Origin of the sequence: Myxococcus sp. MxC21-1 (assembly GCF_032612255.1) — a bacterium.
Lineage (GTDB): Bacteria > Myxococcota > Myxococcia > Myxococcales > Myxococcaceae > Myxococcus > Myxococcus virescens.
Window position 1 is genome coordinate 1,539,518 of the sequence record NZ_CP123278.1, and the last position, 22,827, is coordinate 1,562,344.

Genomic DNA, 22,827 nt, shown 5'->3' on the forward strand with positions numbered 1-22,827 from the left:
GTCAGTCAGGCTGCTGTTCGGAAATGTCGGGGGTTTGGGTGCCGCGAATGTCCCGACATTTCCGAACAGTGAGCTGCGGACGTGCTGACTACTGGGCCACGCAGGTGTTGCTGGCCAGGCCCTGGGACACGGAGGCCTGGGCCACGGCGTGCTGCGCGAGCGCCTGCGCGCCACCCTCTTCGTACACGCGGCGGGCCACGGCCAGCGCGTCACGGGCGTGGACCGTCAGCGTGGTGCCGGCGGCATCCGTCACCGCCACCGCGCCGTCCGTCGCCTCCTGGGCCTGGATGAGCATGGCGCCGGCGTCGTCGCGGACCACCATGCCGTCCTCGAGCGGCTCGAAGTAGCGGACCATCGTCTCCTGGCCCTCGCGCGCCAGCTCCATGCGCATGACGCCCGTCTCCACGTCACGCGACAGGCGCAGCGTGTCGGTGGGGCTCAGCTTGACGATGCGGGTGGTCTCCGGCGCGCCATCGACGCTGGCGACGGGGTTGCTGCCCGTCCAGAACTCGATGCTGTTGATGACGATGGCGTCGATGAACGCGCCCAGCCCGTAGACGGGGATGATGGTGAGCACGAGGAACATCAGCCACTGCACGAACTTGTTGCCGGAGATGTTCTTGTTGAAGTTCCAGATCTTCTGCGTGAGCTGGAACTGGCCGAAGCAGCCGGTGGCGTGCATGGACATGAAACCGGCGAACAGCATGGCAAGCCAGGGGGACGGACGCTTCATTCTTTGACGTCTCCTAGAAGGGGGGAGGCTTGACTCCCAGTGCGCCGCGAACATGCCACGGCTCGCACTGCTGTCACGAGCCCCTTCCACACTCCGTCCGCTGTTTGCCAGTCCGACGCGCCAGACGCCTGCGGGGGCCTCAGTCCGTCTCGCTCTGAACGAGTCCGTACTTGTGGAGCAGCGAGTACAGGTGCTTCCGGTCCAGCTCGGCCTCGCGGGCGGCGCGGGCGATGTTGCCTTTGGCTCGGCCCAACAGCCGGGTGAGGTACTCGCGCTCGAAGGCGCGGATGAGCTCGTCCTTGCAGACCTTGAAGGGGCCGGTGAACTCCACCGGAAGGGAGTCCCCGGCGGCGGCGGGGGCCTCGCGGGTGAACTCGCGCAGCAGGGTGTCCCCGGCCAGCTCCGGAATGTCCACCATGTGCCGGGCGCGCTCCAGGGCATTGCGCAATTCGCGCACGTTGCCCGGCCAGGTGTGCCCGGTGAACTGCTCGCGAATCTTCTCCGGCAGCCGGGGCCACAGCCCTTCGCCCGCGAAGGCATCCACCAGCAGGGGGATGTCCTCCTTGCGGTCCCGGAGCGAGGGCAGGCTGACGGTGAAGACGGAGAGGCGGAAGTAGAGGTCCTCGCGGAAGCGGCCCGCCTGCGTCTCCGCCCACAAGTCTTTCTTGCTGGCGACGATGATGCGCGCGTCGAAGGAGATGGGGGTGGAGGCGCCGAGCCGGCGGAACTCCCGGTCCTCGATGGCGCGCAGCAGCTTGGGCTGGAGGTCCAGGGCGAGGTCGTCGATTTCGTCCAGGAAGAGGGTGCCGCCGTTGGCGCGCTCCAGGCAGCCGATGCGCTGGCTCACCGCGCCGGTGAAGGCGCCCTTCTCATGGCCGAACAGCTCGCTCTCGATGAGGGAGTCGGACACGCTGGCGCAGTCGAAGACGACGAGCGGCCCGCCCGCGCGGGGGCTGAGCTTGTGGGTGGCCTTGGCGGCGGCGCCCTTGCCGGAGCCCGTCTCACCGACCAGCAGCACGGTGGAGTCGGTGGGCGCGATGCGCTGGAGCAGCGCGAAAATCTGCCGCATGGGCAGGCTGCGGCCCACCAGGTCGCCCAGCCGGTCCTCCAGGATGGGCTCGACCTGGACCGGGGAGACCTGGGGACTGAAGCGCAGGCGCACGTCGCCGACCTCCAGCAGGGCGCCAGGGCGGAGGAAGGCCTCACGCACCTGGGCACCGTCGAGGAAGGTGCCGTTGGTGGAGCCCAGGTCCTGCACGAGGAAGCGGTCTCCCTGGCGACGTACCACCAGGTGGTTGCGGCTCACGGTGGGGTGGTCGATGACGACGTCATTGTCCGGGGCCTTGCCCACGCGGAGGGCTTCATTGGCCAGGGGGAAGACGGTGCCGGCGCGCTCGGTGTCCAGCAGGACGAGGTGGAAGAGCTGGGCGGAGAGCCGTTCCCCTTGAGTCCGTGCGCCAATGACGGTGTGAGAGGGGATGGGGGCGGGGGGCAGGGCGGGCATGGCCGGCGGGGATTCTAGACGGCTTCGCGCCTCGTGGTGACTTCCTGTCCCTCAGGATGATGCCCGCCCGGCAGCCGGCCAGGCGGTGACCGGTCGGAGGTGGGCGGGGCGGGCTCCCGGGGCGTGACGAAGGCGACCGGGGCAGCCCGGCGTCGCCGCACGGCGGCTCATGGAAGTCCGCTGGCCCGCGACGGGCGGAATTTGCACGCCCGGCAGGGCCGGTGCGCGGTCGACGGAGTCTATCGGCACGAAGCGGAGCGGCTTAGGACGCGGGTCAGTGAACCTGGAGGTCCTCTGTGGTGACGGATGCGCGTCCCAAGGTGAATCCCGTGCAGGAGAATCGTGACGAATTGATTGATGCGCTGCGACAGCGCCTCGCGGGCTCCTTCCGCTGGGCCAGCGTGGGCGTGGCGTTGGGGGCGTTGGCGGTGCTTTACGGCGCGTCATCGTTCCAGCGGGCGCTCGATTCCGGAAGGTTCCGATGGCCGTTCAGCGCCCAGCTCCCCATCTGGGGGAGTCTCTTGATTGTCATCGGTCTGGCCGCCTTTTGGCTGGCGCCCCGCTACACGCGGAGGTTGGTGAGAAGCGTGGAGTCCGATGAACGGACGTCGTTGCTGATGACGGTGGAGCGCAAGCGAGTGCCGGGAGATGACGAGCACTTCCTGTTCGTCGCCACCCTGTGCAGCCCAGAGCAACAGCGCGTGGTGCTCCGGAACGTGCATTTCCGCCAGGGGGACAAACCGCTGCAGTACCCATACAAGGAAGGTGTCACCCAAGTACCGGTGCAGGTGTATGGCAAGCCCGGCCAAGCACCCATCGTCATCGATGCGGGGTGGGGCTTCCTGCTCCCGGCCAACCTGACGTACCCCTGGTACCAATAGGAAGCGGCCGTCCTCTCGTTGCAGCAGCTCAATACGTGCACGACGCCGCGGCCCTGGTCGCGCCGTTCTCGATGGTGCGCCTGGAACTTCGCGGCGGCTCCATCCCCGCCCCTCGCTCGGACAAGGACACCGAGTACTCCATGAACTATCACCTCCCCGAGTGCATCCCCGACCACAGCACGGGGACCTGCCCCTAGAGAAGGCCAATGACCTCCCTACGTCCCATCATCACCCCGGCCAACGCCGCGCGCCTGAGTCGCGTGCGGCAGCTCGGCCCCGTGCGCGTCTCCTACTCCTCGGGCCAGCGACTGGGCTTCGACTCCCGAGGCGCGGTGCTGGTCGCAAAGGACGGTCACCCCGCACATCTACGGTGGTGGGATTTAAGGACGGTGTCGGACCATCCCGTGATGGACACTGAGTTGCCGCTCCTGGGCGCTCCCGCCGTGGCGGTGGGGGAACTGGTGCTCTGTATCGGCGCTCCGGCGCTGTCGCCCTCGGGACTCTGGCGGCCAAGCCTCAAGGCCCTGTCCGCCAGGGATGGCTCTCTCCAGCGCCAGGAGTTCCTGCCCCATGCGGTCACCACGCTCTGTGCGTCCAGGGACGGCTCCCATCTGCTCGCGGTGATGGATGAGGAAGCGGGCCTTCTCTGGGATGTCCGCGCCTGGCGTCCGGTTCGAGAGCTGCCGTGGCCGGAGGGGGAGTTCTCCGTCACCGCGTGCGCCCTCTCGGCGGATGGCCGCTTCGCCGCGGCGACCGCCACGCAGTGGACCGATGACCAGCGGGGCGTCCTCTGGCTGTGGGAGGTGGCGTCGGGAGGGCCGCCGTGGACGATGCCCTTCAATTCGTCGACGGCCTGGAGTGTCGCGTTCCATCCCTGGGAGCCCCTGCTCGTCGTGGGGGGCCTCACGGAGAACGTCGCCGTCATCCACGCGGAGGAGCGCCGCCTCGTCCGGACGATTCCGGGCTTCTATGGCTACGCCTACAGCCTGGCCTTCCACCCGGAGGGGCAACTGCTCGCCGCCGCTCACGACGGTCGGGGCTTCGCCCTCCACCACTTCGACACGGGAGAGGTCCTCTTCCGTGCCAGCGACGGCGACGACCTCCAGACGAGTGATGCTGTCTTCTCCCCCGACGGGCGCTTCGTGGCGTGGGGGCAGGGGGATGGCACCGTGGGGCTGTGGGCCGTGGCCGACTGACGGCGTGGGTGGCGCGCGGGTGGCGCTCCGTCTTTCCCGGCCCGGAAAGCCCCCGAAACGCTCATCGCGCGCTATCGCCGGCAGGCTGACTGGCTTAGGACGCTGGGCATTGATTCCGGAGGCCTGGCACGATGCCGAACGCGAGCTCCCTGACGAGGACCGCGCAGTTGAACCGTGACGCGCTGCTTGCCTTGTTGCGACAGGACCTGTCGTCGACCCGCCGGATAGGCGTCGTGATGGCCCTCGTGGGGGCGGTGTTGATGCTCTATGGGTGGTCCCAACGACACCAGCTGATGGACGCCGGACGGGACGAGCTGACGGAGCTCGTTTCGTTCTTCGCCTGGGGCGCCATCCTGCTCATCTCGGGCTTGCTGGTCCTCTGGCGTGGGTCGCGCTACACGCGGAAGCTCATTCGAAGCGTGAATGCGGATGAGCGGACCCCGATGCTGATGACCGTGCTTCGCGAGGAAGTGCCGAGCGACGACGACGAGCGCGTTCGCTTCGTGGCCACGCTGTACAACGTGAAGGAACATCGCGTGGCGCTGCGGGACGTGCGTCTGCGTACCGGGGACATGCCGATGGCCTACCCCTACGACGAGGGTGTCACGAAGGTTCCGGTGGAAGTCTATGGCAAGCCCGGCAAGGGGCCCGTGGTCATCGACGCGGGCTGGGCCTTCCTGCTCCCCTCCAATCTGACGTACCCCTGGTACAAGTAGCCACGAGTCAAGAACAGGCGACGACCGGACTCCCGTGAAGAAGCCCGGCCGCCGTCCACGTTCCGTTTGAAGGACCGCTCAATCCCCGGAGTAGATGCCGATGGTGCCCGGCATCACGGTGCCATCGCTCAGCGTGGCGCCCTGGAAGGCCACCAACATGCGGCGCCGCGGGCCGGAGCGGTCCACCTGGATGTCCGGCACGCGCATGCTGGACAGCTCACGCCCGAGCACGGAGAGGCCGTAGTGGGAGACGGAGCCGCCCCGGACACGGGAGAGGCCGCCGCCCCAGCTGTGACCGGCCCAGATGCTGCCGTTGGCCGGGTCCGCCGCCACGCTGGCCACGTGCGGCGCGGCCAGCTCGTTCTTCAGCGTGCGCACCACCTGGCCGCTGTCGTTCAGCTCCGCGAGGCCGTGGCCGAAGGAGCCCACCCAAGCGGAGGTGCCCACGACGGCGATGCCGGAGACCAGGTCATCCGTGCGCTGCTCCGGACGGGAGTAGTTCTCCTCGCCCACCGCGTCCTTCCAGATGTCGATGCGGTTCCATGCGTAGGCCCGGGACTCCGTACGCGTCTGGCCCTCCCAGAAATCGTTCGCGACGGTGCCGTAGAAGTAGCGCGTCGTCCGGTTGGCGCCGCCGACCCAGACGTCGCCGTCCGGACGCACGCCCAGGCCCCAGTACGCATCCGTGAGCAGCGCGGGCTGAACCCTCCACCGGCTCCGGTCCTCTCCGTACTGGGCCCGGTCCGCCGTGGGGTTCGTGTAGATGTACGCGTTGATGCCCGGGTGCGAGTGCTCCTCCACGCCCCAGCAGTGGAACTGCCCGTTGCACGTCGGGTCGCCCCGGTAGTCCGCATCACCGCGGGCGAAGCCGTGGTTGGCGCCAAACCAGACGCTGTTGGTTTTCGCGTCATAGGCGATGCGCCAGATGTTGCAGAGCTTCTCGCGGCCTCGCAGCTCGGCGTCGACGACGTTCGGTCCCGAGAAGATGTCGTAGTGCACGACGTCGAGCGTGCCGTCCGCGCGCAGGGAGACACGGTCGGCGTCACCGCTCTTGTAGCGCGCGGGGTCCGGCACGTTGCTGTCCCAGTTGTTCTCGCAGTGGAGCGCGCCGTCGCCCGGCATGCCCTCGTAGCCGACGAAGACGGTGTCGTTCCAAGCGCCGGCGACCGAGATGACCTTGAGGTACTTCGGTCCCGGCGGCGCGCTGCCGTCCGGCATGTAGCCGTACGGGCGCAGGCCCTCCGCCATCGTGTAACGCCGGAAGGTGCGCTCACCCTTCTTCATCAGGAAGAGCCCTTCTTCGCCGCCCGCCACCCAGATGTTACCGGATGCGTCCGCGCTCACGCCGTGGACGAAGCGGGGGCCGCCCGCCTCGCGGCCGAAGAACTCCCAGTTCGCCGCGGAAGGCGTGGGCAGGGGCACTTCCACGGGGCCCCCGTCCGGCGTGCCACCGTCGTCGTCCGGCGTCCCCGAATCCGGCGTGCCACCGTCGTCATCCGGCGTGCCCGAATCCGGTTCTCCCGCGTCGGGCTCGTCTGGTGTCCCCGAGTCCAGCGTGCCCGCGTCCGGCGTGCCTGCATCACCTTCCGGGGCTTGGGGGAATTCCGAGGGCGGGATGTCCAAGCCCTCGGTGCCCGTCGTGTCACCCCCCGAGCCACAGCCCGTCCACACCCAACCCGCCACGAAGAGCGCGCCCGCCCATCCCCATCCGCGCTTCATCTCGTCACCGTTCCCCGCTGAAAAGCCGACCGGCCCGAAGTGGGTCGTCGTGTTCAATCCCCGTTCATTCGCAAGGACGGTGCCAGCACGAGCAGCCTTGAAGCGGGGTGTGTCCGTCGGGCGCCGGACACGATGTGGGTAATCCGCTTCCCAGCGTGCGTACGTGCCTGTCCCGGGCGAGGCCGGATTCGTGCTACTTCCTTCCTCAAATGCGTGGTCATGACGCGCGGGGCCGGATGCCACTTTCTCTTGTCGCTCAGGAGCCGGACCTCCTGTTCTACACACGCCAGGCGGCCGAGCATGGCGGGCCCGTGCTGGTGTTGGGAGCCGCCAATGGCCGGGTGGTGTGGGCGCTGGCGGGGGATGGCTATGACGCCGTGGGCGTGGACCCCTCGGGGGTGATGATTCGCTCCGCCGAGGAACGGCGACACTCGGAACCCGAGGACGTCTCACGCAGGGCGCGCTTCCAGGTGGCGGACCTCCGCTCGCTGCGCCTGGACGAGCGCTTCCCACTGGTGCTCGCGCCCCAGCACGCATTGGGGCTGATGCCGGGAAAGGACGACCTGGAGGCGTTGCTGGCCACGGTGCGTCACCACCTCACGCCGGATGGCTCCTTCGTCTACGACGTGCTCAACACGCCCCGCGAGCCCGTGCTCCCCCGAGACGACGAGGCGCCCAGCGCCGGCCTGGAGCCTCGCCGCCCGCTCTTCACCCTCCACCTGCGCGAGCGGCGTGCGCCCGGTAGGCCCAGCCCCATCCGCCGCCTCAAGCTGCGGCATTTCACGCCGGAGGAGCTGGACGCGGCGCTCACCGCGGCGGGGCTGGTGCCGCGCGAGCGCTACGGCCGCTTCGACGGCAAGCCCTTCGACCTGGAGGACTCGCGCCACATCGGCATCGCCGGACCGTGAGCGCCCGTCAGCGCTCGAAGCGGTAGCCCAGTCCGCGCACGGTGAGGAAGTGGCGGGGGGCTTCCGGGTCAGGCTCGAACTTCAGGCGCAGCTGGCGCATGAAGTTGTCCACGGTGCGGGCGCTGCCTTCGTAGTGGTAGCCCCACGCGCCCGACAGCAGCTCCTCGCGGGTGAAGGTGCGTCCCGGGTGCGTGAGGAAGTGCGCCAGCAGCTTGAACTCCTGCGCGGTGAGCTCCACCGGCGTCCTCGCGCGTGCCACCGTGCGGGCGGCCATGTCCACGCTCACGTCGCCGAAGGTCACCGGCGGCGGCGAGCCCGCCCCCGCGGACGGATAGCGCCGGCGCAGCACGGCTTTGATTCGGGCCAGCAGCTCCTGGAGGCCGAACGGCTTCACCACGTAGTCGTCCGCGCCCAGGTTGAGGCCGACAATCTTGTCCGTCTCCATGCCCTTGGCGGAGAGCACGACGACGGGCGTGTCCCGGCCGCGCTGACGCAGCTCCTTGAGGACCTCGAAGCCATTGAGCTCCGGCAGCATGACGTCCAGCACCACCAGGTCCGGCGACTCGTCCAGCGCGCGCGCCAGCCCGGTGCGGCCATCCTGGGCCTGGAGCACCTCGTAGCCCTCGAAGCGCAGGTTCATGGACAGGCCCGTGAGGATGGACAGGTCGTCCTCCACGACCAGGATGCTCCGCGTCTTGTCGCTCATGCCTTCCCCGCCGGCAGGTGGATGGTGAACCGGCTTCCCTTGCCTGGCTCGCTCTGCACGGAGATGCGGCCTCCGTGGGTTTCGATGATGCGGCGGGTAATGGCCAGCCCCAGCCCGCTGCCTTCCGTCCTGCGCGTCAGCAGGTTGTCCACGCGATAGAAGCGCTCGAAGATGCGATTGCGCTCCTGCGGAGCGATGCCCACGCCGTTGTCCTCCACCGTCAGGTCCACGCCCTTGCCGCTGCCCCGGACCTGGAGGGTGATGCGGCGGTTGTCCGGCCCACTGTACTTGTAGGCATTCTGCAGCAGATTGAGCAGCGCGCCGGCCACCGCGGCCCGGTCCACGTCCAGCGCGGGCAAGCCGTCTGACACCTCCACCGTCAGGTCCACGCCGTCCTCCATGCGCTGGGTGCGGAAGGCCTCCACCGCCGCGTTCACGAGCTCCGACACCGGCACGATTTCGCGCTGGTACACCTTGCGCCCGCCTTCGATGCGCGCCCAGTCCAGCACGCGCTCGACGAAGATGGACAGGCGTTCCGTTTCGCGCATCAGCAGGGTGAGCACCTCCTGCATCTGCGCCGGGTCCTTCAGCCGCCCCAGGGCCAGGGTCTCGATGAACATGCGGATGGACGTGAGGGGGGTGCGCAGCTCGTGGCTCACCAGCGACACGAAGTCCGTCTTCATCCGCGACAGCTGCGCCTCTCGGTAGAGCGCGCGGCCGGTGTAGACGACGCCGAAGGTGAGCGTCAGGTAGAACACGCCCAGCAGCACGCCGTACAGCACGCGGTTGCGCGTGGACGCGCGCGCCACCGGGTCCTCGCCGGTGGGCAGCACCACCAGCCGGAAGTCCTGGAGGGGCGAAGACAGCACGCGCTCAGCGAGCCCTGTGGGCCCCAGGGCGCTGGCGCGCGCCTGCGCCACCTCGGACACCAGCCGTCCCATCAGCCCGCCATCGGAGGGCTCCCGGGGCACGGGCAGCAGGGCGAAGCGCACCGGTTCGCTGGACACGGCCCGGGGGTCCACGCGCTCGGCCAGCAGGGCCTCCAGCTGCTGCACCGACAGCCGCACGCCGTGCACCACGCTGCCGCGTCGCTCGGCGGCCACCAGCACCGCGCGCCCGCCCGCGGTGAGCGAGAAGACGGTGGGCTCGGTGGGCAGTCCGCCCGCCTCGGGCACCACGGTGGTGAGCGCCTCCGCCAGCTGGGGGTCCCGGGTGCGGACCTGTCCGTCCTCCAACTGGAAGGCGCCGTCCGGCTCCGACACGGGCTGCCCGTCGGGGAGGATGAACTGGAGTTGGCCATTCACCGGCTCCAGGCTCGCCGAGGCGAGGATGCCCGGCAGTTCCTCCGACAGCGACTCCAGCGTGCCGCGCCAGGCGGCCTCCAGCCGTTTCTCCACGGCCGCGCGCTCGTTGATGATGGCCACCACCCCGAAGCCGGACAGGCCGGCGGATGGCACCACCACCAGGACGATGAGCAGCGCGAACGTGCGCCGGAAGTTGAGGAATCGGGGCGGAGTGCGGGTCACGGCCCCTCTCCTTTACCCCTACCCGGCGCTACACGCTCGTGGCGTTTCATCCGCGCCCGCGACAGGGAGTGTCCACCACTCACCCGGAGTGTGTGCGGACATCATCGACTTCGGGGGTGTTCTGGTGCAAGCATGGGCGGCCGCGGGGCAGGCGTGCGACGTGGGCCGGCCGCCTTCTTCCCCGCTCAGGACGCGGCCGCCCGGTGGCTGGTGGGTGGGACGGGCCGCCGCGAGGAAGGGAACCCCTCCATGAGACGGACGGTCCTGGCCACGGTGCTGGCCTCGATGCTCGCGCTTCCGGCGTGCGAAGACCGCGATGCCCAGGCGACCTGGACCCAGGCGTCGGGCTCGGTGGCGCTCAGCCGGGATGACGCCTTTCTCTACGTGGTGGACTCGGACAACGGCGTCCTCGCCGTGGTGGACACGGCGCGTCGTGAAAAGGTGGGCGAGGTGAAGGTGGGCCTCCTTCCCGAGCGCGTGGCGGTGGGGCCGGACGACACCGTCTACGTCTCCAACCGCGGCTCGCGCAGCGTGTCCGTCATCCGCCGGGGGGACTGGAACGAGGCGGCCCGCATCGCGGTGGGCGTGGAGCCCGTGGGCCTGTCGGTGTCGCCCGCCGGAGACACGCTGTACGTGGTGAACAGCGCCGCGCTGGCGACGTCGAGCCACGGCTCGTTGATGGCGGTGGACACGCGCTCGCTGTCGGTGCGCTGGGAATTGCCGGTGGGGGATGAGCCCCGAGGCATCGCGTTGGCGCAGGGCGGCAAGCGCGCGCTCATCACCCGCTTCCGCCAGGGCGACCTGGTCTCCGTGGACCTGACGGACGCGGACCGGCCCCGCGTGGTGCGTGAGCAGACGGACCTGTACGCGCGCGCCAATGTCCGGGACCACGTGGCCGCGTCCCCAGACGGGCTGACGCCGCTGCCCCCGGCCGCGGACATCCGCTTCCAGCCGCGCAGCATGTCGAGCGTCGCGGTGACGCCGGATGGAGAGCGCGCGCTGGCGACGGTGATGTGGGCGCGGGAGGACCCGCTGTCTCCAGACGGGACGCCCACTCCGCCGAGCGGGGGCTCGCTCTACGGCGGTGGTGGGCCCTGCAACACGGGCGGCGTGGTGGCGCCGGGGCTGGTCACCTTCGACACGGACACGGGCTCGCCCCGGGTGGATGACCTGGACCGGTGCCGTCCGCCGCCGGACCTGTCACCGGACTTCCCGCCCTCCACCATCATCAGCCCGGAGTCGACGCACCCCATCCAGGGGCCGGTGGCGGCGGTGGTGGACCCGACGGGCCTGTGGGCCTTCGTGGTGAACCGGGAGACGGACAATGTCGCCATCATCCCCACGGGACGCCGTTCGGGCTCGGACCTGAGGTCGGGCCTGGGCAGCACGGTGCGCCAGTTGGTGCGCGTGGGCTCCGGCCCCACCGGCATCGCGATGACGCGGGATGGGCGCAAGGCCTACGTCTACAACGCGTTCGACCACACGGTGACGACGCTGGTGAGCGACGGCGCGGGTGGCACCGCCAACATCCGCACGGACGGCGCGCCGCTGCCCATCGCCGGGGACGTGCTGGGGCCCAACGAGGTGGCGGGCCGCAAGCTGTTCTTCAGCGCGCTGGACTCGCGCATGGCCAGTACCTCGGTGGGCGCGTCGTGCGCGAGCTGCCATCCCGATGGCCGCGAGGACGGCCACGTCTGGGGCTTCCCGGACGGGCCTCGTCAGACGCCCAGCCTCGCGGGCCGGAGCATGACGAAGACGGGGCCGTTCCACTGGAGCGGCGAGTTCTCCACCATGCGCGACTTCCTCGACGCGACGGTGCGCCACCGCATGGGTGGGACGGTGTTGGACGGCGTCATGGTGGCGCAGTTGTCCGACTTCATCGACGTGTTGCCCGCGCCGGACAACCCGCACAGGGCCGACGTCCTCACCGACGCGCAGACACGCGGCGAGGCCGTGTTCCGCAAGGCCGCGTGTGACACCTGCCACGGAGGGGAGCACTTCACCCTCAACACGCAGGCCGACGTGGGCACCTTCGTCACCTCGGGGCCGCTCCAGGATGACCCGGTGGTGCGCAAGCAGGGGCTCAACACGCCGTCGCTGTTGGGGCTGGCCCGCACCGCGCCGTACCTGCATGACGGGAGCGCCGTGTCGCTGAAGGACCGGCTGATGCAGGGCCGCGAGTCGAACCAGCACGGCGTGACGGCGCAGCTCACCGACGCAGAGGTCGACGACCTGGTGGAGTACCTGCTCACGCTGTAGGGGACGGAATCTGTCCGGTGGGCCTCAGGGCTCGCCGGAGTCCCCCGCGTCTTCTTTGGGGGCACCGGGTGTCCCCGCGTCGAGCACGGCGGGCCTGGTGGCGATGAGCGCCGAGCGCGCCACCTCCACGGCCCGCTCCGTCTCACCGCCCAGCCAGGTGACGACGACCGCGCAGTCCGTGTCGTCATCCCAGGCCAGCACCTGGGACATGCCCTGGGCGGGCGCGCGCCGCACCGCGGCACGGCCGAGCGCGGGCACTTCCACGCCGCCGGCCTGGAGCGTCGGGGCCATCAACTCGTGGATGTCCGACTGGGCGTAGCGGGCGTTGCAGTCCCAGGTGATGGAGACGGCGAGGCCGGGCTCCGCGTCCGAGCGGAAGCTGCACAGCGGGCCACATGTCGGGCAGGCGCGCTCCTGCTTCATGGTGAAGCCGGGGAGCATCAGCTCGCGGTCGTCCGCGGACAGCAGCACCTCGCAGTCGGGGAGCGCCGCGCGCTCGGCGGGGGCGCTGGGGTGCCCGCGTCCACCGCGGGTGTGTCGGAAGGTCGGCTCCGGCATGCCGCCAGTGCCAGTGCCATGAACAATGCCGCGCGCCCTCCAGCCCTCATCCCGTGTGACTCCCGTGTGCGCCTGCCGAAGCGGCGCGGATGGTAGACCGGAGGATGCCTCGCGCGGCGACGTTTCCCGCATGTCGCTGACCGCTTCCGGACGCCGGCCCCGCTTGGCCTCCGAGCGAGCGGGCTTGCCTCGTGCCTTATACGCCCGTCGGACTAAGCTGAGGCTTCCCACCATGCGCTCCGCCCCCTCCTTGCCCTTGCTCGTGTTTGCCCTGGTGGGAGACGTCCAGGCTCGTCCGGCGGAGGGCGCTCCCCCGGCTGTCGTGCCGTCGCAGTCGAGGGTGTCGGGCGCCGAGGCTTCGAAGGCGCGTGTCCCATCGGCGGGCTCGTCGAAAGCATCCGCGCCGTCCCAGCCAGGACCGCCTGCGTCTGGGGGCGGGGCACCGGCACGTGTGTCCTCGGGAACCGCGCCCGCGGCGGCTTCTGCGCCAGCGGAGTCTCCTGGGGCGCCTCCGCGCAACCCGGCGCCGGACACCTCCTGGGCGGAACCCGGCCGGTCCCCGCGCCTGCTCACAACGAAGCTCCGGACGACGCGGCCTGGGAGTCCTTCCCGGGCGCCACCGCTGTCCCCGAGGCAGAGGAGGCGGCCACGCTGCCCCAGCTGCCCGAGGTTCCGCCGCTGGTGCCCGTCGACGAGGCCGCCATCCCCGCGCCCCGGACGCCGCCGGCCCCCGTCAGGCCGCCGCCCGTCCCCAATCGCGTGAGCCTGCTCGGCGCCCAGACGGTGGGGGCAGGGGGCATGGCCGTGGGCCGGCCCTGGGCTTTCCCATCGTGTCCGCGCGAGTCGCCGTGGGCGTCCATCGCCGCGTGGACGTGTTGGCCGGCGTGGACAGCGCCTACGGGTTGATGAACGAGTTGCGCGTGGGCGCGCGGTGGATGGTGCTCGACGGCGGGCCCCGGTGGAGCGTGGGCGTGGCGGTGGAGGGCAGCCACGCCTTCTTCCTGCGGCCCGCGAGCGTGGAGGACCGGGGCGCGCGCTACTACAGCGGGCGCCGCAACTGGAACGTGCTGCCCGGCATCGTCGGCAACCTCCAGTTCCCGGGCGCCCGCTCGCCGCGACTGTTCCTGGACGTCCGCTACCTGATGGCGCTGGACACCGAGCCCATTCAAGGGGTGCCGCTGGGCGGCCTGCCCCCTGACGTCGAGCTGTCCGGCGCCTTTCCGGTGCGGCTGGGCGCGGAAATCCCCGTGAGTGAGAAAACGTCCTACGCTCTGACGATTGGCGGGGACATCCGGACCCGGCCTGACGAGACGGACTTCATGCCCGTCATCACCTTTGGCGTCGTGACTGGTTTCTAGCGAGGTCTTTCATGCGTGGCAGTGTCATCGGCTCCGGCTCCTTCGGTACCGCCCTGGCGAACGTGCTCGCGGTCAATTGCGAGGAGGTTCGTCTGTGGGGTCGTGAGTCCTCCGTCGTGGAGGCCATCAACACGCAGCACGAGAACCCCACCTACCTGAAGGGCATCCCCATCTCGGAGCGCGTGCGCGCCACGAATGACCTCCAGGAGGCGCTCGCGGGCTCGGAGTTGGTGGTGCTGGCCACGCCCAGCCACGCCACGCGCGAGGTGGTGGCGAAGGCCCAGGCGTACCTGCCGCGCCATGTCCCCATCGTCACGGTGTCGAAGGGCATCGAGAACGGGACGCTGCTGACGATGACGGAGCTGCTGGAGGACTGCCTGCCGGAGGAGTTCCACCCGTACCTCGCGGTGCTGTCCGGCCCCAGCTTCGCCAAGGAGCTGGCGCGGCGCATGCCCACGGTGGTGACCATCGCCTCCCACTGGGACAAGGTGGCGCTGCGCTGCCAGAAGGCGCTCCAGACGGAGACGTTCCGCAGCTACACCTCCACGGACGTGGTGGGCGTGCAGTACGGCGGCGCGCTGAAGAACGTCATCGCGATTGCCGCCGGCATGGCGGACGGCCTGGGCATGGGCCACAACGCGCGCGCGGCCATCATCACCCGCGGCCTGGCGGAGATTACGCGCCTGGCGGTGCGCAAGGGCGCCAACCCGCTGACGCTCTCCGGTCTGTCCGGCATGGGGGACCTGGTGCTGACGTGCACCGGCGAGCTGAGCCGCAACCGGCACGTGGGGATGGAGCTGGGCAAGGGCCGCAAGCTGCCGGACATCCTCGCGGACATGAAGGAAGTGGCCGAAGGCGTGAAGACGGCCCGCAGCGCGCACGAACTGGAGCTCAAGACGGGCGTGGAGCTGCCCATCTGCCACCAGGTGTACCTGATTGCCCACGAGGGCAAGAGCGCGCGCACGGCGGTGGTGGACCTGATGACGCGCCAGCCGAAGTCGGAGCTGGCGGGCGTCTGAGCGGCCTTCAGTAGCGGCGCGGCGCGGCGTCCGGCGTGGCGCCGCGGACGCGCCACACGGTGAGCCGCTGGGAGTTGGTGTGGCTCACCACCAGGCCCTCCTGCTGCATCTGTTCCAGCAGGCGGTTCGTCTTGAGCCGGTCCAGCCCCACGGACTTCGCCAGCAAGTCACCGGGCATGCCGCTGATGTTGCGGCGCAGCTCGTTGACGATGGCGCGCTTGAACTCGTTCTTCTGGAGGCCGTCCAGGTCCTGCGTGCGCCACGCCTGGAGGACGCCCGCGGCGATGATGACCAGCGTCAGGATCGCCAGGACGGGGTAGATGATGTGGCTGTTCTGCTCCAGCAGCTCAAAGTACTTCGGAGACAGGGAGGACACAGGCTTCGCGTAGTCAGCCTGGGCCAGCAGCAGGGGTGTGAGCGATGGAGTCGACACGGCTCCCCGACTCTACGGGGAGCCGTGCCTGCGCGGCAACCGCGGCCTCAGACGGCGCCGATGGCCTCGGTGGCGCCTTCGGCGAACAGCGTGGTGTCCGCCTTGGCCAGCAGCGTCGCCAGGCCCTCGCGCGTCGCGGCGCTGATGGCCACGCCGCCCCGGGTGCGCAGCAGCGCCGCCACTTCGTCTGGCGGAAGCAGGTCCGCCTTGTTCCACACCATGAGGCGCGGCTTCTCCATCAAGTCGAGCGACTCGAGGATGTTCTCCACCGCCTCCACCTGCTCGTCGCGGGCGGGGTCCGCCGCGTCCACGACGTGGAGCAGCAGGCTGGCGTCGTACAGCTCCTCCAGCGTGGCGCGGAAGGCGGCGACCAGGTCCTTGGGCAGGTCCCGGATGAAGCCCACCGTGTCGGTGATGATGACCTCCCGCTCCTGCGGGAAGCGCAGCCGCCGGCTGGTGGGGTCCAGCGTGGCGAACAGCTTGTTCTCCGCCAGCACCTCGGCGTTCGTAATCGCGTTGAGGAGCGTGGACTTGCCGGCGTTGGTGTAGCCGACAATGGAGATGACGGGCAGCTCGCGCCGGTTGCGCTGGGCGCGGCGCACGCTGCGCTCCCGGCCAATCGCGTCGATGCGCTTCTCCAGGTGGGTGATTCGCTCGCGCACGCGGCGGCGGTCGATCTCCAGCTTCGTCTCGCCTGGGCCACGTCCGCCAATGCCGCCCATGAGCCGGCTGAGCGAGTCGTCGCTCTGCACCAGCCGCGGCAGCCGGTACTTCAGCTGTGCCAGCTCCACCTGGAGCTTGCCCTCGGCGCTCTGCGCGCGCTGCGCGAAGATGTCGAGGATGAGCTGTGAGCGGTCCAGCACCTTGAGGCTGGTGGCCTCGCCGATGTGGCGGCCCTGGGACGGGGTGAGGTCCTTGTCGAAGATGAGCAGGTCCACCATGGACTGCATGGAGCGCAGGTTGAGATCCTCCAGCTTGCCGCGGCCGATGAGGTAGCGCGGGTCCGCCTCGCGCTTCACCTGGAGCACGGAGTCGATGACCTCCACGCCCGCGGTGCGCGCCAGCTCCTTCAGCTCCGCGAGGCTGGACTCGGCCAGGGCGCGGTTGCCGTCCAGGCACACCGCCACGAGGATGGCCTTCTCCCGGCCGCCCACCTTGCGCGACGCCGCCTTGCGGTTGAACTCCTCCTCCAGCGCGCCCAGCGTGTCCATGAGGTCCGGCTGCGCCACGTGGACGGAGGGCAGCGTCTCGACGTGCCAGAAGTCGCCGGAGCCGTTCTCCGGGATGAGGTAGGCGTAGTGCAGGACGCCGGGCAGGCCCTCGTGGCCCACGCCAACGGCCGCCACGCAGTCCAGGCGCAGCAGCGCGAGGTCCGTGAGGTCGTCCTTGGTGAGCGGCTCGCTCTTCAAGTGGGTGTGGATCAGGCGGAGGCCACGCAGACGCACCTGGCCCGCGCGGGCGCGGCCGATGTCCGGCAGCTCGAGCTTGTGGGCGTTGCCCACGATGACGTGCTCGATTTCTCCCTTCCGGTTGATGAGCACACCCACCTGCCGGTTCAGCTCACGCGACAGCTCGGTGAGATGCCGGGCAAGCTCGGGCGACACGATTTCGTGCGGTGGGACGCGCCGGCGGAAGGTGTTGCGCAACCGGTGCTGTTCGCTCGACTTGAGGCCCAGGGTGTTGCCGTAGATTTCCTTCAAACCGTGCTCTCCTGGCGGAGGCATTGGGGCCCCCACCTTTTTCGTACGACTTTATGACTGCCGCTGTGGGGAAAACACGCCGGACGCGCGCGTCTTCCATTTCTGACCTACGCTGACGCCCCGTGAGTTCGATTTCCACGGGACGCACCGCCCTCCGCTCCGCCCGGCGGGTGGTGGTGAAAATCGGCACCAACGCGCTGACGAACGCCACCGGACGTTTCAACCGTCAGCACTTCGATGCGCTGGGCCAGGATTTGTTGTGGGCCGCGCAGGGCCGCGAGCTGCTGGTGGTGTCCAGCGGGGCCATTGCCCTGGGGGTCGAGCGGCTGGGCCTGCCCTCGCGCCCTCGCGACATCCCGGGCAAGCAGGCGTGCGCGGCGGTGGGGCAGAGCCGGCTGATGCAGGCCTACGAAGAGGCCTTCGCCGCGCATGGGAAGGCAGTGGCCCAGGTGCTGCTCACCCACGAGGACGTGCAGGAGCGCCGCCGCTACCTCAACGTGAAGCACACCCTGGAGCGGTTGCTGACGGCGGGCGTCGTCCCCGTCATCAACGAGAATGACACCGTCTCCGTGGACGAGCTCAAGTTCGGTGACAACGACACGCTGGCGGGGCTGGTGGCCGGCGTGGTGGATGCCGATGCGCTCGTCCTGCTGTCGGATGTGGAGGGCCTCTACACCGGAGACCCCCGGCGCGACGCGGGCGCGGAGCTGCTGGCCACGGTGATGCAGGTGACGCCCGAGGTCCTGGCGCTCGCCACCGGCACGAGCAGCGGGGTGGGGACGGGCGGCATGAGCACCAAGGTGCGGGCGGCCGCGCGCGCGTCCGATTCCGGCATCCACTGCGTGATTACGTCCGGCGCCGTGCCCGGCCGCCTGCGCGCCGTCCTGGAAGGCGCGGACGTGGGGACCCACTTCGAGCCCACCGGCAGCCGCCGCAGTGCCCGCGCCGCGTGGATTGCCCATGCCCTGCGCGCACGTGGGACGCTCACGGTGGATGCCGGCGCGCGCGAGGCCATTGTCACCGGCAAGCGCAGCCTGCTGCCCAGCGGCGTGCGCGGCGTGGAGGGGGACTTCGGGCGCGGAGACCCGGTGGACCTGGTGGACGCGGAGGGGGCCGTGTTCGCGCGGGGGCTGGCGGCCTACGACGCCAACGAGCTGCGACGCATCGCCGGACATCGCACGGCGGACATCGAAGCGGTGCTGGGCTACCGCTACCTCGACGAGGCCGTGCACCGCGACGACCTGGCCGTGCTGTAGCCGGGCAGGGCGCTGGTCAGATGGACGAGGTGGACACCGACTTGCCGCCGCTTTCGCCCAGTTGCATGAGCGCGCGGAACTCCGGCGAGTCCACCTTCATCAGCAGCAGGGAGACCTCGAGCTCTCCGGGGACGCGGCCAAGCTGGAGCTTGCGCTCCTGGCCGTGGAGCAGCGCCAGCTCGGAGTGGCCCTTCGCCTCGGGCAGGAGCAGGTCGAGCTGGAGGAGGAAGGACTGGCCTTCGGCCTTGGGCGTGAGGACCAGCCGGTAGTCCGGCAGGGGCGCTCCCGGACGGCGGCGCTCGGCGCGAAGGGTTCGGCCCGTCTCGCCCAACAGCTTGGGCTGGGCCACCAGCCGCCCGTCACGACGGACCTCGACGGCGAAGTAGAGGGGCTCCGCGCGCACGGGCGCAGGCGCGGCCATGCTCGTGAAGCCCACGAACATCGCCAACCCGGCCACCACATTACGGACGAGGGTGATGCCGCTCATCGTGAGTCCCTTCGGAGGCTCCGCTCGCCGCTTCGGCCGTGCGGCATCCGGACAGGCAGGCCCGTCCACGTCGCTTCCACTTCCACGGAATGGAGCAGCAATAACCCAGATCATGCCCGCAGTGCGAGCCCCCCGCCCAAGTCCTTGCCAGCCGCAATGAGTACAACCATGCGTACAGGTGATTACCTGCTTGTTTGTTCAGGCGCGTCCGGCTATCTCGCCGGACGCGAGCGGCCCTCTCACCTGTTTCCCACCCACACGTCCACTTCTTGACCCTCTCGGGTCCGCCCGGCATCGTCGCCGCCCTCTCCAATGGACCGCACTGAACGCATCCTCGACCTCGTGGCCCTTCTGCTCGACGCACGCGAGCCCATCTCCTGGGCCGAGCTGCGCGAGCACTTCCCTGGTGACTACGGCGGCTCCGATGATGCCGCCGAGCGCAAGTTCGAGCGCGACAAGGCGGAGCTGGTGGAGCTGGGCTTTCCGCTGACGTACGTGCAGGGAGACGACGAGCGCCGGGACGGCTACATCGTCGACCGGGACGCCTACTACCTCCCGGAGGCGGACCTCTCCAAGGAGGAGCTGGCCGTGCTCTACGCCGCCGGCTCCGCGGCGCTGGCGTCGGGGGCCTTCCCGGGCCGGGATGACCTGGCGCACGCGCTGCGGAAGATTGGCTTCTTCGCCGGTCAATCCCTCCCCACACCCCGGGTGCGCATGGAGCTGGGCTCCGTGCATGAGGGGCAGGAGAAGGAGATTTCCGCGCGCCTGGAGCAGCTCTGGGATGCGTGCGCGGCCCGCAAGTGGGTGGACCTGACGTATGCCAGCCCCAAGCAGGCGGGCACCACGCAGCGGCGGGTGGACCCGTATGGCCTGGCGCTGCGCCGCGGCGCCTGGACGCTGGTGGGCTACTGCCACCTGCGCAAGGACTTGCGGACCTTCCACGTCCACCGGATTCGCGAACTCAAGGTGAACACGGCGCGCCCGCGCACACCGGACTTCCAGGTGCCGGCGGACTTCTCGCTGGAGGCCCACGTGGCGTACTTCCCGTGGCAGCACCGCTTCCATGAGCAGGTGGAGGTGGCGCTCCACCTGTCGGGCACGCTCGCCTCGCGGGCCGCGGGCCTGTTGCCCGGCGCCACGCTGGAGCCGGCGGAGGAGGGGCGGTGCGGGCGCGGCTGCCGGTCACGTTCGTGGACGGCCTGATGCGCTTCTGCCGGCGCTGGGGCCGGACTGCCGCGTGGAGGGCCCGGAGCGGGCGCAGGCGCGTCTGCGGGAGATGGCCTCGCGCATCGTGTCGTGCCACGACGATTCGCTGGACAAGGTGAGCGCATGAGCAACGTCCACGAGCGGCTCCGCCGCCTGCTGTTCCTGGTTCCCTACGTCTCCAAGCACCCCGGCGTCACGGTGGACGCGCTCGCGCGCGCCCTCAACATCAGCCGCGAGGACCTGCTGGAGGAGCTGGACCTGCTCACCTGCGTGGGCCGGCCGCCCTTCAACCCGGACGACTACATCGACATCTACGTGGACAACGACCGCGTCTACGTGGACCTGGACCAGCGCCTCTTCGCGCCGCCCCGGTTGACGCCGGGCGAGGCCGCGGCGCTGGCCGCGTCGGCGGAGCTGCTGCGGCCGGCCACGGGGGACGCGTTGCAGAGCGCCCTCCAGAAGCTGGAGCGCGTGCTGCCGCCCGCCACCCGCGAGCGCTACCGGGAGATGTACCGGAAGATTGATGCGTCCACCGAGGCACCCCAGGCCCTGGGGCCGCTCACCCGGGCCATCATCGAGCGCCTGGAGGTGACGTTCGGCTATGCCAGCCCCGGCCGGTCGCCAGAGCCGCGCACCGTGCGCCCCTACGAGCTGCTCAGCCACCGGGGGCAGTGGTATCTGCAGGGCTATTGCCACACCCGGCAGGACGCGCGCCTGTTCCGCCTGGACCGGATGGAGGACATCCTCGTCACGGACGTGTCCTTCCAGCCGCCCGCGGACGCCCGGGCGGACGTGCCCAACCCGGCGCGGGGGCTGACGGACTCCTCGGTGCGCGTGCGCTTCTCCCCGTGGCCGCACCCTATGTGAAGGAGCGCTTCGGCCAGGACGCCCGCCCGCTTTCCGACGGGGGCGTGGAGGTGCTGGTGGCGGGGGACAGCGAACGCTGGCTCACCCAGTGGGTCCTGTCCTTCGGTGGCGAGGCTCAGGTCATGGAACCGGCCTCCGCGCGCGCGGCCGTTGCCCGAGCGGCGCGGGCCTCTGTAGGATTGTAACCCCCCATGCCTTTCCAGCTGACGATCTCCGAGGGTAGAGAAGCCGGTAAGGAGTTCGTCTTCGACCAGGACTCCGTTCTCATCGGCCGTTCGACGGATTGCGACGTCGCGCTGTTCGACCCGGGTGTGTCCCGGCGCCACTGCCGCATCTTCCTCGACGGTGATGTCTACGCCGTCGAGGACCAGGGCAGCGCCAACGGGTCGCTCGTCAACGGCAGTCCGGTGAAGACGCAGGTGCTTGAGGACGGCGACAAGCTGACCCTGGGGCCGGTGACGTTCATCTTCGCCATGCTGACGGACGAGCCGGCCACGGGCGAAGAAGAGCTTCCCGCCGGCGCTCAGGAAGGCGATGGCAGCACGCGCATCGTTTCCCTGGATTCCCTGAAGCGGCAGCGCAACAAGGGTGTCGCGTTGGCCCCGGAAGGTGCCGACCAGGAAGAGCTGAACGAAATCCGCGAGGGCGCCACCCGCTCCAACCTGCAGGCCCTGCGCCCCGTGTCCCAGGGGCAGAGCGGCTCACGGCCGGCGGCCATGGAGCGCTCGGCGCCAGCGGCACCGCCCGCGAAGCGGCCGTCCAGTTCGCCTCCGCCGGCCCGGGCCCGTCCGGCGCCGTCCGCGTCGGGCGGCGGTGGCCTGTCCGCAGCGGAGCGCGCGCGCATCCGGCGTGAGTCCCCCGGCGTGGTGTCCAGCGCGAAGCTCTTCTGGGCGGACGCCAGCCAGGGCGTGCGCACCGGCATCATCGGTGGCGGCGTGGCCATGGTGCTCGCGCTGTTCGGCGTCCTCTACTGGCTGGTGCTGAGCGGCGACGACGGTCAGCCGGTGGGCGAGGAGCCCTCGATGTTGACCGGCCAGCCCATCCGCGACTCGTTTGGCCTGGGGCCGGGCGTGACGTGGGAGCGCCCGGACATGAAGGTCTTCGAGTGGGAGTACACCGCCGCCACGCGCGCGGTGGTCATCCTCCACTACCAGGCCCAGGGCATCTCCAAGGACGAGGTCGTGGTGAGCGTCAACGGCGTGGACGTGGGCAAGGTGCCGCCCGACACGCTGGCCAGCCAGGACCGCTCCATCGAACTGATGATTCCGGCCCAGCACCTGAAGAAGGGCGAGCCCAACCGCATCATCTTCGACAACGTGAAGAATCCGCCGGGTGAAGACCCGTGGGTCATCTGGAACATCTGGGTGGAGCGCGCGCTGCTGCCGGACCTGCTGCCGGAGGAGCTGGTGCGCGAGGCCACCGAGTACCACAAGCGGGGCTTGAAGCACTTCCAGACGCCGGACATCGGCGCTCGCAACCGCTACGAGGCGTGGAAGTCCTTCCGCGTGTCGTGGCTGATGCTGGAGGCCCACCCGGAGCCGAAGCCCGACCTCTACTACGACGCCCAGGAGCGCATGAAGGCGGCGCAGCAGGAGCTGGACCGCACCTGCTCCAAGCTGCTGCTGGAGGTGGAGGGCTACTACAACCAGGGCAACTACAAGAGCGCCTCCGCCACCCTGGACCACGTGAAGGAGTACTTCCCGGAGTTCGACCAGCCGTGCGCCACTCGCGCGGACGCCAAGCGCGCGGAGTACGGCCTCTAGGCCGCGCCACGGCTTTCCGGTGTCCGTGAAGT

Annotated in this window: 20 protein-coding genes and 2 pseudogenes; 12 read left to right on the forward strand and 10 right to left on the reverse strand. The window is 70.0% G+C overall.

From position 1 onward, the window contains the following. Window positions 1–88 precede the first annotated feature (88 nt). Together QEG98_RS07300 and QEG98_RS07305 are read right to left on the reverse strand one after the other, a co-directional pair. Complete coding sequence (locus QEG98_RS07300) at window positions 89–733, reverse strand: DUF3332 domain-containing protein (RefSeq protein ID WP_140788322.1); 645 nt, start codon at window positions 731–733, stop codon at window positions 89–91. A gap of 139 nt (window positions 734–872) precedes the next feature. Continuing rightward, window positions 873–2,237 (reverse strand): sigma 54-interacting transcriptional regulator, encoded by a 1,365-nt coding sequence (locus tag QEG98_RS07305; RefSeq protein ID WP_090484653.1) that lies wholly within the window; start codon window positions 2,235–2,237, stop codon window positions 873–875. A 299-nt stretch (window positions 2,238–2,536) separates the two neighbouring features. Between QEG98_RS07305 and QEG98_RS07310 the strand changes: the two genes are divergently transcribed. From QEG98_RS07310 to QEG98_RS07325, 4 genes are all read left to right on the forward strand, one after another. Continuing rightward, the gene (locus QEG98_RS07310) at window positions 2,537–3,118 is read left to right on the forward strand and encodes a hypothetical protein (protein ID WP_316566205.1); all 582 of its coding nucleotides are present in this window, start codon (window positions 2,537–2,539) and stop codon (window positions 3,116–3,118) included. A 35-nt stretch (window positions 3,119–3,153) separates the two neighbouring features. Further along, window positions 3,154–3,315: a hypothetical protein gene (locus QEG98_RS07315; RefSeq protein WP_316566206.1), complete on the forward strand. Its 162-nt coding sequence runs from the start codon at window positions 3,154–3,156 to the stop codon at window positions 3,313–3,315. A 207-nt stretch (window positions 3,316–3,522) separates the two neighbouring features. After that, window positions 3,523–4,314 (forward strand): hypothetical protein, encoded by a 792-nt coding sequence (locus tag QEG98_RS07320; RefSeq protein ID WP_316566207.1) that lies wholly within the window; start codon window positions 3,523–3,525, stop codon window positions 4,312–4,314. A 131-nt stretch (window positions 4,315–4,445) separates the two neighbouring features. Then, window positions 4,446–5,030 (forward strand): hypothetical protein, encoded by a 585-nt coding sequence (locus tag QEG98_RS07325; protein ID WP_316566208.1) that lies wholly within the window; start codon window positions 4,446–4,448, stop codon window positions 5,028–5,030. A gap of 78 nt (window positions 5,031–5,108) precedes the next feature. On the opposite strand, the gene QEG98_RS07330 is transcribed toward QEG98_RS07325, so the two are convergent. Beyond that, window positions 5,109–6,806: a hypothetical protein gene (locus QEG98_RS07330; RefSeq protein WP_316566209.1), complete on the reverse strand. Its 1,698-nt coding sequence runs from the start codon at window positions 6,804–6,806 to the stop codon at window positions 5,109–5,111. Window positions 6,807–6,958: 152 nt separating this feature from the next. Between QEG98_RS07330 and QEG98_RS07335 the strand changes: the two genes are divergently transcribed. Beyond that, a complete protein-coding gene (locus tag QEG98_RS07335) occupies window positions 6,959–7,657 on the forward strand; it encodes a class I SAM-dependent methyltransferase (protein WP_186817798.1) in 699 nt (232 codons plus the stop codon). Window positions 7,658–7,664: 7 nt separating this feature from the next. Here the strand turns inward: QEG98_RS07335 and QEG98_RS07340 are convergent, their stop codons facing one another. Both QEG98_RS07340 and QEG98_RS07345 read right to left on the reverse strand, forming a co-directional pair. Beyond that, window positions 7,665–8,363 carry a response regulator transcription factor gene (locus tag QEG98_RS07340; protein ID WP_316566210.1) on the reverse strand — a complete coding sequence of 233 codons (699 nt, stop codon included), beginning with the start codon at window positions 8,361–8,363 and terminating at the stop codon, window positions 7,665–7,667. Next, window positions 8,360–9,889, reverse strand: coding sequence for a sensor histidine kinase (locus QEG98_RS07345; protein WP_316566211.1), 1,530 nt, complete (start codon window positions 9,887–9,889; stop codon window positions 8,360–8,362). The genes QEG98_RS07340 and QEG98_RS07345 overlap by 4 nt, the downstream gene beginning before the upstream one ends. A gap of 249 nt (window positions 9,890–10,138) precedes the next feature. On the opposite strand from QEG98_RS07345, the gene QEG98_RS07350 reads away from it, so the two are divergent. Then, window positions 10,139–12,148, forward strand: a complete 2,010-nt coding sequence (locus tag QEG98_RS07350) for a c-type cytochrome (RefSeq protein ID WP_090484638.1) — start codon at window positions 10,139–10,141, stop codon at window positions 12,146–12,148. Window positions 12,149–12,172: 24 nt separating this feature from the next. Here the strand turns inward: QEG98_RS07350 and QEG98_RS07355 are convergent, their stop codons facing one another. Together QEG98_RS07355 and QEG98_RS07360 are read right to left on the reverse strand one after the other, a co-directional pair. Next, on the reverse strand, window positions 12,173–12,706 hold the full coding sequence (locus QEG98_RS07355) for a hypothetical protein (protein WP_316566212.1): 534 nt from the start codon (window positions 12,704–12,706) through the stop codon (window positions 12,173–12,175). 569 nt (window positions 12,707–13,275) lie between these two features. Further along, window positions 13,276–13,506, reverse strand: a complete 231-nt coding sequence (locus QEG98_RS07360; protein WP_316566213.1) for a hypothetical protein — start codon at window positions 13,504–13,506, stop codon at window positions 13,276–13,278. Window positions 13,507–13,536: 30 nt separating this feature from the next. Between QEG98_RS07360 and QEG98_RS07365 the strand changes: the two genes are divergently transcribed. Both QEG98_RS07365 and QEG98_RS07370 read left to right on the forward strand, forming a co-directional pair. Beyond that, window positions 13,537–14,064 carry a hypothetical protein gene (locus tag QEG98_RS07365; protein WP_316566214.1) on the forward strand — a complete coding sequence of 176 codons (528 nt, stop codon included), beginning with the start codon at window positions 13,537–13,539 and terminating at the stop codon, window positions 14,062–14,064. Between the two features lie 11 nt (window positions 14,065–14,075). Then, window positions 14,076–15,083 (forward strand): NAD(P)H-dependent glycerol-3-phosphate dehydrogenase, encoded by a 1,008-nt coding sequence (locus tag QEG98_RS07370; RefSeq protein ID WP_141590345.1) that lies wholly within the window; start codon window positions 14,076–14,078, stop codon window positions 15,081–15,083. 7 nt (window positions 15,084–15,090) lie between these two features. Here the strand turns inward: QEG98_RS07370 and QEG98_RS07375 are convergent, their stop codons facing one another. Both QEG98_RS07375 and hflX read right to left on the reverse strand, forming a co-directional pair. Next, on the reverse strand, window positions 15,091–15,516 hold the full coding sequence (locus tag QEG98_RS07375; RefSeq protein WP_011551472.1) for a hypothetical protein: 426 nt from the start codon (window positions 15,514–15,516) through the stop codon (window positions 15,091–15,093). A 47-nt stretch (window positions 15,517–15,563) separates the two neighbouring features. Beyond that, entirely contained in the window at window positions 15,564–17,216 is a 1,653-nt protein-coding gene (gene hflX, locus QEG98_RS07380) for a GTPase HflX (protein WP_194858388.1), read from the reverse strand. Window positions 17,217–17,338: 122 nt separating this feature from the next. On the opposite strand from hflX, the gene proB reads away from it, so the two are divergent. After that, window positions 17,339–18,472, forward strand: coding sequence for a glutamate 5-kinase (gene proB / locus QEG98_RS07385; protein WP_316566215.1), 1,134 nt, complete (start codon window positions 17,339–17,341; stop codon window positions 18,470–18,472). A gap of 16 nt (window positions 18,473–18,488) precedes the next feature. On the opposite strand, the gene QEG98_RS07390 is transcribed toward proB, so the two are convergent. Next, on the reverse strand, window positions 18,489–19,073 hold the full coding sequence (locus tag QEG98_RS07390; RefSeq protein WP_090484625.1) for a hypothetical protein: 585 nt from the start codon (window positions 19,071–19,073) through the stop codon (window positions 18,489–18,491). Between the two features lie 198 nt (window positions 19,074–19,271). On the opposite strand from QEG98_RS07390, the pseudogene QEG98_RS07395 reads away from it, so the two are divergent. The 3 genes and pseudogenes from QEG98_RS07395 to QEG98_RS07405 all read left to right on the forward strand — a co-directional run bounded on the left by QEG98_RS07395 (window position 19,272) and on the right by QEG98_RS07405 (window position 22,795). Next, window positions 19,272–20,292: pseudogene (locus QEG98_RS07395) on the forward strand (helix-turn-helix transcriptional regulator). Then, a pseudogene (locus tag QEG98_RS07400) lies at window positions 20,289–21,217 on the forward strand (helix-turn-helix transcriptional regulator). The pseudogenes QEG98_RS07395 and QEG98_RS07400 overlap by 4 nt, the downstream one beginning before the upstream one ends. A 6-nt stretch (window positions 21,218–21,223) precedes the next feature. Then, on the forward strand, window positions 21,224–22,795 hold the full coding sequence (locus tag QEG98_RS07405; protein ID WP_316566216.1) for an FHA domain-containing protein: 1,572 nt from the start codon (window positions 21,224–21,226) through the stop codon (window positions 22,793–22,795). The last annotated feature ends 32 nt before the right edge of the window (window positions 22,796–22,827 follow it).

Bases quoted from the DNA above. Each gene is read 5' to 3' on its own strand.
- QEG98_RS07405 (WP_316566216.1), top strand. From the start codon at position 21,224: ATGCCTTTCCAGCTGACGATCTCCGAGGGTAGAGAAGCCGGTAAGGAG.
- QEG98_RS07390 (WP_090484625.1), bottom strand. From the start codon at position 19,073: ATGATCTGGGTTATTGCTGCTCCATTCCGTGGAAGTGGAAGCGACGTG.
- QEG98_RS07340 (WP_316566210.1), bottom strand. From the start codon at position 8,363: ATGAGCGACAAGACGCGGAGCATCCTGGTCGTGGAGGACGACCTGTCC.
- QEG98_RS07355 (WP_316566212.1), bottom strand. From the start codon at position 12,706: ATGCCGGAGCCGACCTTCCGACACACCCGCGGTGGACGCGGGCACCCC.
- QEG98_RS07360 (WP_316566213.1), bottom strand. From the start codon at position 13,506: ATGCCCCCTGCCCCCACCGTCTGGGCGCCGAGCAGGCTCACGCGATTG.
- QEG98_RS07300 (WP_140788322.1), bottom strand. From the start codon at position 733: ATGAAGCGTCCGTCCCCCTGGCTTGCCATGCTGTTCGCCGGTTTCATG.
- QEG98_RS07350 (WP_090484638.1), top strand. From the start codon at position 10,139: ATGAGACGGACGGTCCTGGCCACGGTGCTGGCCTCGATGCTCGCGCTT.
- QEG98_RS07370 (WP_141590345.1), top strand. From the start codon at position 14,076: ATGCGTGGCAGTGTCATCGGCTCCGGCTCCTTCGGTACCGCCCTGGCG.
- QEG98_RS07335 (WP_186817798.1), top strand. From the start codon at position 6,959: ATGCGTGGTCATGACGCGCGGGGCCGGATGCCACTTTCTCTTGTCGCT.
- QEG98_RS07305 (WP_090484653.1), bottom strand. From the start codon at position 2,237: ATGCCCGCCCTGCCCCCCGCCCCCATCCCCTCTCACACCGTCATTGGC.
- QEG98_RS07325 (WP_316566208.1), top strand. From the start codon at position 4,446: ATGCCGAACGCGAGCTCCCTGACGAGGACCGCGCAGTTGAACCGTGAC.